At 70.8% G+C, this 12,745-nt stretch carries 14 protein-coding genes, 1 tRNA gene and 1 pseudogene; 5 read left to right on the top strand and 11 right to left on the bottom strand.

Annotation, left to right across the window (positions count from 1 at the left end; translation table 11 throughout):
- Positions 1–767: pseudogene (locus ACXVUM_RS19685) on the bottom strand (phytoene desaturase family protein); the annotation flags it as partial.
- Between the two features lie 157 nt (positions 768–924).
- Between ACXVUM_RS19685 and ACXVUM_RS19680 the strand changes: the two are divergent.
- The gene (locus ACXVUM_RS19680; RefSeq protein WP_458523626.1) at positions 925–1,935 is read left to right on the top strand and encodes an iron-containing redox enzyme family protein; all 1,011 of its coding nucleotides are present in this window, start codon (positions 925–927) and stop codon (positions 1,933–1,935) included.
- Between the two features lie 4 nt (positions 1,936–1,939).
- Here ACXVUM_RS19680 and ACXVUM_RS19675 read toward each other — a convergent pair whose 3' ends face one another.
- From ACXVUM_RS19675 to ACXVUM_RS19640, 8 genes are all read right to left on the bottom strand, one after another.
- Positions 1,940–2,131, bottom strand: a complete 192-nt coding sequence (locus ACXVUM_RS19675) for a CDGSH iron-sulfur domain-containing protein (RefSeq protein WP_458523625.1) — start codon at positions 2,129–2,131, stop codon at positions 1,940–1,942.
- Positions 2,128–2,874: a HemK2/MTQ2 family protein methyltransferase gene (locus ACXVUM_RS19670; protein ID WP_458523624.1), complete on the bottom strand. Its 747-nt coding sequence runs from the start codon at positions 2,872–2,874 to the stop codon at positions 2,128–2,130. The genes ACXVUM_RS19675 and ACXVUM_RS19670 overlap by 4 nt, the downstream gene beginning before the upstream one ends.
- Before the next feature lie 91 nt (positions 2,875–2,965).
- Positions 2,966–3,754, bottom strand: coding sequence for a TauD/TfdA dioxygenase family protein (locus ACXVUM_RS19665; protein ID WP_458523623.1), 789 nt, complete (start codon positions 3,752–3,754; stop codon positions 2,966–2,968).
- A complete protein-coding gene (locus tag ACXVUM_RS19660; protein WP_458523622.1) occupies positions 3,751–4,785 on the bottom strand; it encodes a D-alanine--D-alanine ligase family protein in 1,035 nt (344 codons plus the stop codon). Before ACXVUM_RS19660 ends, ACXVUM_RS19665 begins: the two co-directional genes overlap by 4 nt.
- Before the next feature lies 1 nt (position 4,786).
- Entirely contained in the window at positions 4,787–6,100 is a 1,314-nt protein-coding gene (locus tag ACXVUM_RS19655) for an ATP-grasp enzyme (protein WP_458523621.1), read from the bottom strand.
- On the bottom strand, positions 6,097–6,948 hold the full coding sequence (locus tag ACXVUM_RS19650; RefSeq protein WP_458523620.1) for an O-methyltransferase: 852 nt from the start codon (positions 6,946–6,948) through the stop codon (positions 6,097–6,099). The genes ACXVUM_RS19655 and ACXVUM_RS19650 overlap by 4 nt, the downstream gene beginning before the upstream one ends.
- A complete protein-coding gene (locus tag ACXVUM_RS19645; protein WP_458523783.1) occupies positions 6,941–8,155 on the bottom strand; it encodes a sedoheptulose 7-phosphate cyclase in 1,215 nt (404 codons plus the stop codon). Before ACXVUM_RS19645 ends, ACXVUM_RS19650 begins: the two co-directional genes overlap by 8 nt.
- Before the next feature lie 76 nt (positions 8,156–8,231).
- On the bottom strand, positions 8,232–8,903 hold the full coding sequence (locus ACXVUM_RS19640) for an HAD family hydrolase (protein WP_458523619.1): 672 nt from the start codon (positions 8,901–8,903) through the stop codon (positions 8,232–8,234).
- Positions 8,904–9,179: 276 nt separating this feature from the next.
- Between ACXVUM_RS19640 and ACXVUM_RS19635 the strand changes: the two genes are divergently transcribed.
- The 3 genes from ACXVUM_RS19635 to ACXVUM_RS19625 are packed head-to-tail and all read left to right on the top strand — an operon-like array spanning position 9,180 to position 10,956.
- Positions 9,180–9,761, top strand: coding sequence for a TetR/AcrR family transcriptional regulator (locus ACXVUM_RS19635; RefSeq protein WP_458523618.1), 582 nt, complete (start codon positions 9,180–9,182; stop codon positions 9,759–9,761).
- On the top strand, positions 9,758–10,555 hold the full coding sequence (locus ACXVUM_RS19630) for an alpha/beta fold hydrolase (RefSeq protein WP_458523617.1): 798 nt from the start codon (positions 9,758–9,760) through the stop codon (positions 10,553–10,555). Before ACXVUM_RS19635 ends, ACXVUM_RS19630 begins: the two co-directional genes overlap by 4 nt.
- Positions 10,556–10,566: 11 nt before the next feature.
- Positions 10,567–10,956, top strand: coding sequence for a YchJ family protein (locus ACXVUM_RS19625; protein WP_458523782.1), 390 nt, complete (start codon positions 10,567–10,569; stop codon positions 10,954–10,956).
- A 16-nt stretch (positions 10,957–10,972) separates the two neighbouring features.
- On the opposite strand, the gene ACXVUM_RS19620 is transcribed toward ACXVUM_RS19625, so the two are convergent.
- Both ACXVUM_RS19620 and ACXVUM_RS19615 read right to left on the bottom strand, forming a co-directional pair.
- Entirely contained in the window at positions 10,973–11,608 is a 636-nt protein-coding gene (locus ACXVUM_RS19620; protein ID WP_458523616.1) for a hypothetical protein, read from the bottom strand.
- A 91-nt stretch (positions 11,609–11,699) separates the two neighbouring features.
- Positions 11,700–11,773 (bottom strand) — tRNA-Leu (locus ACXVUM_RS19615).
- A gap of 217 nt (positions 11,774–11,990) precedes the next feature.
- Between ACXVUM_RS19615 and ACXVUM_RS19610 the strand changes: the two genes are divergently transcribed.
- A complete protein-coding gene (locus tag ACXVUM_RS19610; protein ID WP_458523615.1) occupies positions 11,991–12,602 on the top strand; it encodes an ANTAR domain-containing response regulator in 612 nt (203 codons plus the stop codon).
- Positions 12,603–12,745 lie beyond the last annotated feature (143 nt).

Here is a 12,745-nt window from a genome sequence, read left to right as displayed (position 1 = left end):
GCGGTCGCGCGCGCGACCAACGCCGCGGTGAGCGCACCGGATCCGCCGCGGGGGACCGGGAAGCCGCCGTCCTGCGCCAGCATCGTCAGCAGGAATCCCATGAGTCCGCTGCCGGGGGCGTCGAGCGGGATGTCGGCGTGCATCGCGTTGCCGAGGAACAGGATGCGGGCGTGATCGCTGTGGAACAGCTCGGTCACCATGCGGGCCGCGGGGAGCACCAGGAAACGCGCCAGCCGCAGGAGGTCGGCGGCGTCGAGTGCGCGGATCAGGTGCACGGGACCGCGCACCGGGGGGAACGGCCGGAACAGCGTGTCCAGCAACGCCGGACCGATCGTCTGCCACCGCTCCACGAGGTCCATCCAGGTCCGGCCGTCGCGCGGATCGTGCCGCGCGAGTCCCGCGGCGGTCGCCGCGGCGTCACGCATCACCACCGCGGCGTCGGTGTCGTCCGGTGACAGCGGGTGCCCGAAGACGGTCGGGGCATGCGCCCAGCGCAGACCGTGGGATTCGAGGTCCAGCCCCGCGAAGGCCGGCGAGGCAGCGGCCAGGGGATAGAAGGCGCTGTAGAGGTCGGTGACGAAACCGGGTGTGAGCTCCGCACTCCGCACGGCGCCGCCGGGTTCCCCCTGGCCTTCGAGGAGGGTCACATCCCACCCGGCGTCGGCGAGACGGATCGCGGCGATCAGCCCGTTGTGACCGGCGCCGACGACGACCGCATCGGATGCGCCGCCCGCCGGGCCGCTGCTGAAGTGCGATCTCTCTGTCATCGAGGGGGGTGTACCCGCGACGACCGGTCGACAAACGTCGTCGACGCGACGAGGGTTGAGGTGGGGACGACGGGGGTATGTCTCCTCCGGCACCGATCCGTCCCCAGGAGGAACCATCACCGACATCCTCGAGCCCACCACGCACGGCGTCGACGTCGTGCGTTCCCCACGGCTTCCCCGCGGCCGCGGTCCGATCTCCGAGGCCGTCGTCGAGGTGCTCGGGTCCGGCGAGCCGTCGGGTGATCTCACGCCGATCGCGCTCGACGCGGACGCGATCACGACGGCCGACCCGTACGGCGACGACCTGCAGCTGGCGCTGCACGTGTGTTACGAGCTGCACTACCGCGGCTTCGTCGGGGTCGACGTCGGTTGGGAGTGGGATCCGACGCTGCTGCACCTGCGCGGTCGTCTCGAGCGGGTCTTCCGCGCCGCCGTCGTCGCCGACACCGCCGTCGATCCCGACGCGGGGGCCGCCGAGGTCGAGGCGGAGATGGATGCCCTGTCGACCGAACCCGTCGACGGCGAGGGCCCGTCGTGGTTCCTGCGTACGGACGGGACGTGGGAGCAGATGCGCGAGATGTTCGCGCTGCGGTCGATCTACCACCTCAAGGAGGCGGACCCGCACGCCTGGGCGATCCCTCGCCTGACCGGTCAGGCCAAGGCGTCCTACGTCGCGGTCGAGTTCGACGAGTTCGGCGGTGGACGCGGGGACCGGGTGCACCAGCAGTTGTTCGCCGACCTCCTCCGGGCCGCCGACCTCGACACGACCTACCTCGGATACCTCGACGCGGCGCCCGCCGCCGCGTTGGTGCCGGTGAACCTGATGTCGATGTTCGGGCTGCACCGCGCGTCGCGGGGTGCGACGGTGGGCCACCTCGCCGCCACGGAGATCACCTCGTCGCCGGGATCCCGGCGTCTCGCCGAGGCGCTGACCCGCATGGACGCACCCGACGCGTGCCGCGCCTTCTACCTCGAACACGTCGAGGCCGACGCGGTCCACGAGCAGGTCCTGCGGACCGACGTCGTCGGCGACCTCCTCGCGCGTGAGCCCGAGACCGCATCGGACGTCCTGTTCGGGATGCGCGCGTTCGGGTTCGTCGAGGACCGTCTCGCAGACCACATGATGGAGTGCTGGCTCGCGGCGCGGCCCGCGATCGCACTGGGCTGACGTCTCAGGCGGGTCGCACGCGCCGGCGGTGGCTGGTGTCGCACAGCGGGTAGGTCTTGCTGCGCTTGCAGGCACACAGCGCCACCATGAAGCGATCGGACTCGACCACCTCACCGTCGGGCATCTCCACGCGGACCGGGCCCTCCACCATGATCGGGCCGTTGCGCACCACGCGGACCGTGCGGCGGTCGGTCACCGCGCCACCCGGATCACGGCGATCTCCTCGGTGTCGGCGCCGGGCGCCAACAGGCCGGACCCGACGAACGTCGCACGGCGCGCGAGCATCACCGGGCCGAGCGGGATGTGCCGCCTCGTGGTCACCTCTGCCGAGAGACCCGCGGCGACACAGGCGTCCACGGTCGTCTGGATCCCGGCCACCTCGGAGTGCACGACGAGAGCGATCCCCCCGGGCGCGAGCAGGTCGGGCAGCGTGCGGCACAACGGGGTCAGCACCGATCGGCCGTCTCGGCCGGCGTCCCAGGCCGAGGCGAGGGAGGCATGGTCCACCTCGTCGTCCGCGGCGGGGACGTACGGCGGGTTGCACACGACGACGTCGAACGGGCCGTGTTCGACGGCGTCGGCGAGGGATCCGCGACGGGCGTGCATCGCCGGTGCGTGTCGGAGGGCGTTGGCGGCCGCGCTGCGGACGGCGGCCGGGTTCAGGTCGAGTGCGAGGACCTCGGCGGCGTGCAGTCGCGACGCGGCGACCGCGGCGACGCCCGTACCGCAACAGAGGTCGAGGACCCGTGCGCCGACGACCCGGTCACGGTCGGCCTCGAGCGCCTCGACGAGCAGGTGGGAATCGCTCTGGGGTGCGTAGACCGACATGCCGACCACGAGGTCGGTGGCGAATGCGGTCGCGACGGCCGGGGTCGGCGCGGTGGTGGCGACGGGGGGACCACTCGGGTCGACCTGTCGGTCGGGGGTCTGCAGGAGCACGTGTCACCTCGCGACATCGATGTCGATCGGTGCCGTCACGTCGACACCTCACGCTGGGGGTACCCGTCACGACCGGTTCCAAACCGCCCGCTCAGGAGTGGTCGAGAACCATCCCGCGGTGCATCACCCGGTCGCCGACGACGCCCGAGTGATCGGCGCGGTGCAGGACACACCGGTTGTCCCACATGACGACGTCGCCGGGAGACCAGGCGTGCGCCAGCAGCGTGTCGGCGCGGGTGCTGTGGTCGAGCAACGCGGCGATGGTGTCCTCCGTCTCCTCCCGGCCGAGGCCGCTGATGGCCGCACAGCGTTGCGGCGTCGGGAGATACAGCGCGACGCGACCCGACCGCGGGTGGCGTGCACACAGCGGGTGGTCGGCCCTGGTCTGCTGGTCGTCGGTGTCGTCACCGGCGCCGACCGGGTCGACACCGGTGACGGCGTGGGTGACGGTGAGGTCGGCGAGTTCCTCGCGCACGATGTCCGGCAACGTCTCGAACGCCCGGTACTGGTCGGCGAAGAGGGTCTGGCCACCCTGCTCGGGTACCGCGACCGCGCGCAGTGCCGTGTAGGCGGGTGGGTGTCGCACATAGCTGGTGTCGGTGTGGAACTGCGAGCGTGGTGGTCTCGTGCGTCCGACGTTCGTGATGACGTTCAGCTCGGGGAATCCCGCGACAGGTGTCTCGCCCGGGGTGAACGTCGTCTCGCCGACGGAGTGCAGGAAGTCGAGGAATGCCGCGTCGTCGACGTGTTGGTCCTCGAACACCGCGACGCCGCGGGCGGCGAGCAGGTCGAGGAGTTCCTCGGCGGTCTGCGGGTCGAGGGGGCCGACGTCGAGGTCGGTGACGCGGACCCCGAACGGGTGCAGGGGGGTGGTCTTCATCGCGATCTCCTCTCGCGGTCGAGTTCGTCCACCGCTGTGGCGACGAGTGCGGGCACGTCGATCCCGGCGGCCGCGGCCATCACGGCGACGACGCTGCCGGGGGAGAACGAGCAGTACGGGCCGGCCTCCAGGAACCAGGGGGCGCCGTCGGGGTCGATCCGGAAGTCGAACAGGCTGTGGTGCCGGCAGCCGAGGGCGGTGTGCGCCCGTCGTGCCGCCTCGTGCACGCGGGGCACCACGGGGTCGTCGTCGGGGACGATCCAGGCACGCTCCGCGGTCTTCGCCACCAGGAACAGGTCGCCGCCGTCGCTGCGGGCGAGCTTGTCCTGCGGCGTCCGGATCGGCGCGGTGTCGGGATCGACGGCGTACTCCTCGAGCGGGAGGCACACCAGCTCGCCGGCGCGGACGATGATGCCGCAGCGCACCTCTCGCCCCAGCGGGACGAATTCCTCGACCAGCGCGGAGGTGCCGTGCGCCCACGCCGCCGCGAGTGCGCCGGCGAGATCGGCGGCGTCGGTGACGAGGCCCACCCCCACGGAGTTGTCGGCGTCGACGGGCTTGACGACGACGGGTGGGGAGATCGTCGGAGTGTCACCGGCGGTGACGACCTGACCGGCGGGCACGGCGACACCCGCCGCCGCGACGATCGCCCGCGCCTGGGCTTTGTCCGCCGCGACGGCCATGACGTGGGCCGGATTGCCGATGATGTCGATCCCGAGGAGGTCGAACAGTCCGCGGTACGACGTCATCCCGGGGCGGCAGAACATCTGCGGCAACACCGCGTCCACGTCGAGCGATCCGATGCGGCCGATCGCCTCCGCGACACCGAGCCGGGGCGCCGCCGCGATGGTCTCCGCTCGCAGGTCGGTGGGGAAGGTCCATGACCCGTCGGGTGCGACGTGGGCGATCACGTGGTCGTAGCGGTCGTCTTCGGCCAGCGCGTCCAGACAGCCACCGGCGTACAACCGGGAGAGGTCGGCGAAGAACTCGTCGACCGGTGATCCGACGAGGTGCAGCAACCGCCGTGCCATGTCAGTCCCCACCGTTCTCGACGAGCTTGCCGATGTTCAGATCGATGCGCGCCCACCCGCGTCGGGCTCGCAGGTTCGCGAGCAGCAGCGAGGGGATGTGCACGTGGTGGACCATGAAGAAGGGCACCGGGTCGTCGGCGGCGAAGATCGCGTCGGTGCTGCGCAGGATGCTCGCGAGTCGGGCGCGACGATTCGGCTCGGTGAGCAACCGCCACAGCTCGTGGTGGATCCAGTGCGTGGGACGCGATGTCGGCGTCGGGACGATGGTCGGATGGCCATCGGCGAGGTAGGCCGCCGACAGGTCGGGGTGGTCGTAGAACATGGTGATCGCCGAGTGCGTCCGCGGGTTGCACTCGATCGCGTAGACCTCGCCGTCGGCGGCCTCGATGAAGTCGAACGAGGCCTGTCCGGTCAGCCCGGTGTGTGCCAGGAACGTCTCCACCCACGCGCGGATCCGCGGGTGCTCGACCATCGCGTAGTTGATCTGGAACGCCGACGACTCGCAGCACGCCCACACCTGCAGGCGGCCGTCCCGCACGGTGCCATGGGTGCAGTACTCCCGACCCGGGATGAACTCCTGCAGGATCCACGGGTCGTCAGGGGTGATGTGGAGCCGTCGGGCGAATGCCGCGTTCTCGCGGGGTGTGTCGCCGCGGAGGCGGGTCAGGTCCATGCGACCTACGGGGTTGTAGGCGATGCGCTTGAGGATGTAGTCGCACCCGGGCCGGAAGTCGAAGTCGTCGATCTCGGCGGGGTCGGTGATGCGGGCGAAGTGGGGGACGGGCAGTCCCAGTTCGGCTGCGCGCGCGGAGAACGCGGCCTTGTCGTCGAGCATCCGGATGGTCTCGACGTCGCCGTGCAGCACTGCGCATCGGGTGTCGATCAGCGACCGCGCGGCCGCCTCCACCACGCTCGACGCCGGACTCGACACGGGCACGACGACGTCGACGCGCTCGCGGTCGACTATGTCGGCGAGCGCTTGCCCGTAGTCCGGTGCCCCGGTCTCGGGGGTGGTGTGGAAGGCGTCGACCGCCCGGGAGAACCGGTGGCCGGTCAGGCGGTATCTCGCGGACTCGACGAGCACCACCCGGTGGCCGGCTGCGTGGAACGCCCGCGCGAGCGCCAGCGACTTCGTCATCTTGCCGCCGGTGACCAACACCGTCCGCCGCTCACCGACCGCCCGGGGAGACGGTGGCGTCGGACGCCGCGCCAGCAGGGCGACGCCGACGACGAGTCCGTCGACGACCGCGGTCACCACCGAGGCCGCCAGGACGGCGACGGTGCGCACGGCGTTCGCGTCGCGCAGCGATGTCACGGTGACGGGGTGTGGGCCCGACGGATCAGGGTGACACCGTCGCGGAGCGGCACGAGGACCTGCTCGACCCGATCGTCCTGTGCGACAGCGACGTTGAACTCGGCGATGGCGCGGCCGTTGTCCGTCGTCGGTGAGTCCTCCCGGTAGGGCTGCCCCTGCATGAGGGTGTTGTCGACGGCGATCACGGCGCCGGGCGCGAGGAGAGGCGATTCGAGCAGTGCCTCGAGATAGCCTGCGTAGCCGGACTTGTCGGCGTCGATGAAGACGAGATCGAACGGCTCGACCGCATCCCGGGCGGCGAGGTCGGAGACCGAGTCGCCGGCGGGACCGACCATCACCTCGATACGGTCGGCGATGCCGGCCTCGGCGAACGACTCCTGTGCGAACCGCGCGACATCCGGGTCGATCTCGCACGCCACGACCCGTGCGTCGGGTCCGGCGGCCTCGGCCATCGCCAGGGCGGAGTACCCGGTGAACATGCCGAGTTCCAGGATCCGTCGGGCACCGGTCATGTGGACCAGGAACGCCAGGAAACGTCCCTCGACATGCCCCGACAGCATCTCCTGCTCGAGGGGGACCGCATGGTTCCCGGTGTCCCAGTCGGTGTGGTGGGTGCGCCGGGCCAGACCGGCGAGCGCGGGGGTCTCCGGTGAGGTGCACCTGCTGACGTAGTCGTCGAGACCGGCCGCCAGATCCCGCGTCCGCCTCGCCGCGTCGAGAAGGTCCCCGGCGACACCGGCGGCGCCGAGCTGCTCGCAGAGGTGCCTCAGTTCGGCGGCCAGGACGGTGGTCGGTGTGACGGGTCGCGGTGCGGGGAGCGGTCGGGCGCCGAGGGCGGCCTCAGGCATCCCGGGTGTCGCTGCCGTCGGTGAACATCCCGGTGCCCTCGCCGCCGCGGGGGAACTCGGCGCAGATCTTCCGGTGCGCCTCGAGGGTGTCGACCAGTTCGCCGGTCGAGACGTCGTTGAGGAACACGCACTCGCCGACCGGGTTCGGGATGGCGGCCCGCAGCATGCCGTCGCGGGTGCGCAGGATCGACTCGGTGGCCTCCGTCAGCAGGTCCGGGGTCAGGTACGGGCTGTCGAGGGCGAGGCCGATCCGGTTCATCGCGCCGAGGACGCGGTCGCGCTCGTCGGGTGTGATGTGCCCGCGCTGCTCGGCGAGCGTCGTCGAGAACGCCATGTCCACGGCGATCGCATGCCCGTGGAAGTACGGGGCCGGCGGGGTGAGTTCCAATGTCGGACTCCAGGTGTGACCGAATGCGATGACGCGGTCGAGGTCGATCTCGTGCAGGTTCGGTGACTCCAGGTCGAGCATCGTCGCGATGGCGGCGTAGGTGACGCGGTCACCGATCGCACGCAACTCCGGGGTCCCGTCGAGGTGACCGAAACGGGTGCGGAGCAGTTCCGGGCCGTGCTCGTCGAGGAGGTCGAAGATCTCCCGGTTGCCCACCACGGAGATCTTGATCAGCTCCGCCATGCCGTTGCGCACCTGGTCCTCGGGGAGGGTGGCGAGGAACGAGAAGTCGAGCAGCACCTGCTGCGACGCGTGGTAGGCGCCGAGGCGGTTCTTGTGCTTGCCGTGGTTGACCGCGACCTTGATGGAGACACTGGCGTCGATGAGACCGATGAGTGTCGTCGGGATGCGGATGTAGGGGGTGTTCCGTCGGTATGCCGCACAGGCGAATCCGGCGACATCGGTACTGAGTCCGCCACCGACCACCAGCACCGGCTCCGTCCGGACCAGGCCGAAGGCGTCGAACGCGGTGACGATCTGCTCGAACGTCTCCAACGACTTGGCCGTCTCGGCGATCGCGACCTCGACGACGGTGAGGTCGAGGCCGTGGTGGGCGAAGTAGGCGCGGAACCGGTCGCCGTAGAGGGCGGCGACCGACTCGTCGACGACCATCAGGCAGCGTCCGTACGGCGCGTAGGCGTCGGCGAGATGCCTGTCGGCCGTGTCGAACACGCCGTCGACGTAGACGAGGTCGTATTCGATCTTCTCGTATCCCTCGACGTGGAACGAGGTGTCTGTCGCGGTGACGCTGGCCTGCATGGTGCTCACGGGAACTCCTGGTGTGCGGTGATCGCCTGGGTGCGATCGGCTCTGACGATCGGGATCGGGCGGGGGATCAGGCAGCGGTCGAGGCGAGATCGCCCACGTGGGCGGCGTCGAGGGTGTCGACCTGCTCGAGAGCGTCGGCGAAGGTCGTCCCGGCGGTGTTCTCGTTGGGGAAGGCCACGCACCGGATCGACGCTGCGGAGGCCGCTGCGACGCCGCCCACGTTGTCCTCGATGGCGACGACGTCGGCGGCGGACTCACCGAGCTGCTCGAGCGCGAACTCGTAGACGGCCTTGTCGGGCTTGGGGGAGTCGACGGAGCTGACGTCGGTGACGATGTCGAACGACTCCGCGGTCACCGCGGGTGCCAGCGCGGACAGCACCGCGGCGACGTTCTCCTGCGACGTGGTGGTCACCAGCCCGACCTTGATGCCGCGATCCGAGGCGGTCGTGATGGTCTCGACCACGCCGGGTCGTGCCTCGGCGCCCTCCTGCAGCAGCGTCGTGCGGAAGATCTCCGACTTCGTCGCGTGCACCGCGTCGGCGTCGACCTCCTCGCCGCGCTGGGCCGCGAAGTCGGCGATGCGGTTCGCGCCGCCGTTGCTGTCGAGCATCGACCGGTAGTCGTCGCGCGACCACTCCCAGTCCAGGCCGTGTGAGCGGAACGCCTCGTTGAACGCGCGGCGCTGCAGCTCGGAGGTGTCGACGAGGGTGCTGATGGAACCGAACAGGACTGCGGACACGGTGTGCCTTCCGGTGGAGTGTGCGCCCACGATCGGTCGTGCGAGCGCATCGATGGGTGTGGCGAGAACGGGCGACCGTTGTGGGTTGATGTCGCGCGCCAATGGTGTTGAGAGCGGGGCGGTTTCACTCGCAGCACGGCTAGATGTCCTCACAGTACAGTACCGGTCGCTTCGTTCAACAGGGTTTCGGTGAAAACTTCGGGCCGGAAATTGTCGGGGCCGTTCCGCCGTGGAAGGGGTCGGTGATGGCAGAGTCGTAGGGGACAAGCAGGTGACATGGGGGTCGGCGACGAACCGGAGATGACGGTGAGCAACGAGGACGCACGGGTGGCACGGACGCGTGCCGACGTCTCCCGGACCGTCCGTCGCCTCCTCGCCGAGGAGGGGTGGGATGCGGTCACGCACGCCCACGTCGCACGGGTGGCGGGGTACTCGAAGACCACGCTCTACACCCACTGGCCGGCGCGGGCCGACCTGCTCCGGATCGCCGTCGAGTCACTCGGCGACCTCCCGCACAGCGAGGCCACAGGTGATCTGCGGACCGACCTCGTCGCCGAGGTGACGGCGTTCCGCACCGCCATCGAGGAACTCGCGCTGGACAAGGTGTTCATGGCGCTCGCACAGCAGGGGGCCACGGTCGAGGAGATCGCCGAGGTGCGGCGGGCACTCGTCGCCGACGGCGAACGCCACGTCCGCCACCTGTTGTCCGGGGTCACCGACGAACGACGACGCAACGCCGCCGTGCAGATGCTGTCGGGCGTCGTCCTCTGTCCGGCCGTGATGTACGACGAACTCCCCGACGACGAGCTGATCGCCGAGGCGATCGACATCCTCCTGGGCGGACTCGGGCAGGCGTGAGGACACCCCACCCCGACTCGCCGGGCGTGCGGTGGCATCGCCGGGTCGACGACGGCACGCCTGTCGACCTGGCCGTGCGGCGGTCTCGCGGCGGTTCCGGCAGGCCGGTGCTCGCCGTCCACGGGATGGGCGGGGACCACACCACGTGGCGGCGGCTGGCGGCTCGGTTGCGCGCGGAGGGGCGCCCGGTGATCACCTACGACCAGCGGGGCCACGGCCGGAGTTCGCGCGGGGTCTACGAGCTCGACCGTCTCCGCGACGACCTCCTGTCGGTCGTCGTCGACGGCGGGGGCCCCGTCGACGTCGTCGCGCATTCGCTCGGAGCACACGTCGCCCTCGCCGCCGCCATGGCCGCGCCGGACCGATTCGGGCGACTGGTGTTGGAGGAGGTGCCACCGATGCCGCGTGACGCCGCGGACGTCGCCGAGGGGATCGCGCCCCGGTCGTCCGCCCGCGACATGGTGCTCGGGGTCCTCGACGTCATCCGGGACCCGCGACCGGTGATGCGTTTCGACTCCCGCCTCGCGCCGGCGATCCAGGCTGCGTTCGGGCAGGCGCGGCCGGAGTGGTGGTCCGGGCTGACGTCCGTGCGGTCGCCGGTGCTCGTCGTGTCCGGTGGGGAACAGAGCTTCCTGCCGCCCCGACACCTGCGCACCCTCGCGGCGGCGTTACCCGACGGACGCTTCCTGTCGATCGCGACCGGCCACAGCGTGCACCGCGACCGCCCCGACGAGTTCGAGGCGGCAGCGGTCACGTTCCTCCGCGGAGGCGACGTCGGGGAGCGCGTCGCGTGATCCCCTCGGACATGCCCGATCCCGCCGGGCGATGTCCCTGTGTGTCGGGCCTGACGTTCGGGGACTGCTGCGGACCGCTCCTGGCGGGTCTCCGGCGCGCGCCGACCGCGGAGACCCTGATGCGGTCACGGTTCACGGCGTTCGCCGTCGGCGACGCCGACCATCTCCTCGCGACGTGGCATCCGACCACCCGTCCGCCGTCGATCGACCTAAACCCCGACGTGCGCTGGTATCGGCTCGACGTCGAATCCGTCGCGGCGGGAGGGCCGTTCGACGACCGCGGCGAGGTCACGTTCCGTGCGTACCACCGAGCGCCGCAGGGGCGCGGGGTGCTCGCCGAACGGAGTCGGTTCGTCCGTGAGGACGGCCGGTGGTACTACCTCGACGGCGTGACCGCCTGAGGCGACCGCGGCCGGGTCAGCGTGTGGTGATCCAGGTGAGGACGGACTGGGCGGCCTTCGGGTCGCCGTACTGCGTGCCGACTGCGCCGGCGACACCGGCGCCCACCGCTGCGCCGACCGCGGCACCCGGGACGGCGAGGATGCAGGCACCGAACACGGTGCAGCCCACGACGAGTCCCACCGCTGCGCCGACGACGGTGCCGACGCCCGCGCCGGCCGCCGCCGCGACGGTCCCGGCCCGGTTCAGCCCGTTGGCGACGTGGAACAGCATGGCGTAGTAGGCCCGGTCCTTCGCCGCCGACGCCGGGTGTTCGGCGTGCCGGAGCGCCCCCGCCACCGCAGGCGGCAGCTGTGGGGTGAGTGTCGCGGTGTGGCCGTCGGCGGCGAGCGTCGTCGTCAGTGCGACGGGGGTGCCGTACAGGGGAACCGAGGTCGGGACACGGTCGAGGACGCGCCCGCGGGGGTCGGTCACGACCAGCCCGTCCTGCGATCGGGTGAACGTCGCGCCCGACAGGCTCGACGTGATGCTGCCATCCTGTGTGACGACGACGTGGTAGCTCGGTGCCGGATCGGCGTCGGCCACACCGGAGACGACCCCGCTCACCACGGTCGCCGCGACCACGATCGACGTCGCGCGCGCAGCCACGCGCATGCTCCCACCCCGCATGTATCCCCCTCGGACGTACTCCTCGCGGATGCTATCCGACGCCGCCCCGCACCGGTGGGAGCCGGGGGAGAGTGCGTGCCCTCGGTGAGACTCGAACTCACACTGGACGGGTTTTGAATCCGTTGCCTCTGCCAATTGGGCTACGAGGGCGTGGCGTCGCCGTGGCGGGGAGCCGCGGCGGGCGCGGAGCACCACGCTAGTGGATCCGCGGGGTCGCGGGCCAGCCGGTAGGGTGGCCCGGCACATCCCGATGCCGAGCACATGGCCGTCGGGTCCCCTGTCCCCAGCTCCGGAGGTCGCCGTGTCGTCGTCGCCCGCACCGTCCCCCTCGTCGGTCCCTCCGCAGCGTCCGGCGCCGGCGCGGTCGGTGTCCGAGGACCCTGCCGAGGCGGCGCCGGTGACCCGGCGCGTCCTGGTCGCCGAGGACGACTCGCTCATCCGGATGGACCTCACCGAGATGCTCCGCGAGGAGGGGTACGACGTCGTCGGGGAGGCCCCGAACGGTCAGGTGGCCGTCGATCTGACCGAGTCGCTCTCGCCGGACCTGGTGATCATGGACGTCAAGATGCCGGTCCGCGACGGGATCGACGCCGCCGGTGAGATCGCGCGCAAACGGCTGGCCCCGGTCGTGATGCTGACAGCGTTCTCGCAGCGGGACTTCGTCGAGAAGGCGCGCGACGCCGGTGCGATGGCCTATCTGGTGAAGCCGTTCAGCAAGGCCGATCTCGTCCCCGCCATCGAGGTGGCCGTCTCCCGGTACACCGAGCTGACGACGCTGGAGAACGAGATCGCCGACATGAACGACCGTCTCGAGACGCGCAAGCTCGTCGAGCGCGCCAAAGGATTGTTGATGTCCGGTCAATCACTCTCCGAGCCCGAGGCTTTCAAGTGGATCCAGCGCGCGGCGATGGATCGGCGGACGACGATGAAGGCGGTCGCGCAGATCGTCGTGGAGACCCTCGGCGACGGCAAGGACTGAGCCGCACCCCCTGGGTGCTGAGTTCCGCTAAGCACTTTTGCGGCCCAACGACACACTCTCGCAACACGATTGCCACATTCGAGCCGACGCGGACGACGCGTGGGGGCGAATGACGCCGATGTCGCGCGAAGCGGTCAGATCGG

Source organism: Williamsia sp. SKLECPSW1 (genome assembly GCF_054332755.1).
The sequence above is the reverse complement of the archived record's forward strand: the minus strand, read 5'-3'. Positions and strand labels throughout refer to the sequence as shown.

Excerpts from the sequence above, each read along its gene's own strand:
- ACXVUM_RS19665 (WP_458523623.1), bottom strand. The coding sequence starts at position 3,754 with ATGAAGACCACCCCCCTGCACCCGTTCGGGGTCCGCGTCACCGACCTC.
- ACXVUM_RS19660 (WP_458523622.1), bottom strand. The coding sequence starts at position 4,785 with ATGGCACGGCGGTTGCTGCACCTCGTCGGATCACCGGTCGACGAGTTC.
- ACXVUM_RS19650 (WP_458523620.1), bottom strand. The coding sequence starts at position 6,948 with ATGCCTGAGGCCGCCCTCGGCGCCCGACCGCTCCCCGCACCGCGACCC.
- ACXVUM_RS19645 (WP_458523783.1), bottom strand. The coding sequence starts at position 8,155 with ATGCAGGCCAGCGTCACCGCGACAGACACCTCGTTCCACGTCGAGGGA.
- ACXVUM_RS19635 (WP_458523618.1), top strand. The coding sequence starts at position 9,180 with ATGGGGGTCGGCGACGAACCGGAGATGACGGTGAGCAACGAGGACGCA.
- ACXVUM_RS19625 (WP_458523782.1), top strand. The coding sequence starts at position 10,567 with ATGCCCGATCCCGCCGGGCGATGTCCCTGTGTGTCGGGCCTGACGTTC.
- ACXVUM_RS19620 (WP_458523616.1), bottom strand. The coding sequence starts at position 11,608 with ATGCGCGTGGCTGCGCGCGCGACGTCGATCGTGGTCGCGGCGACCGTG.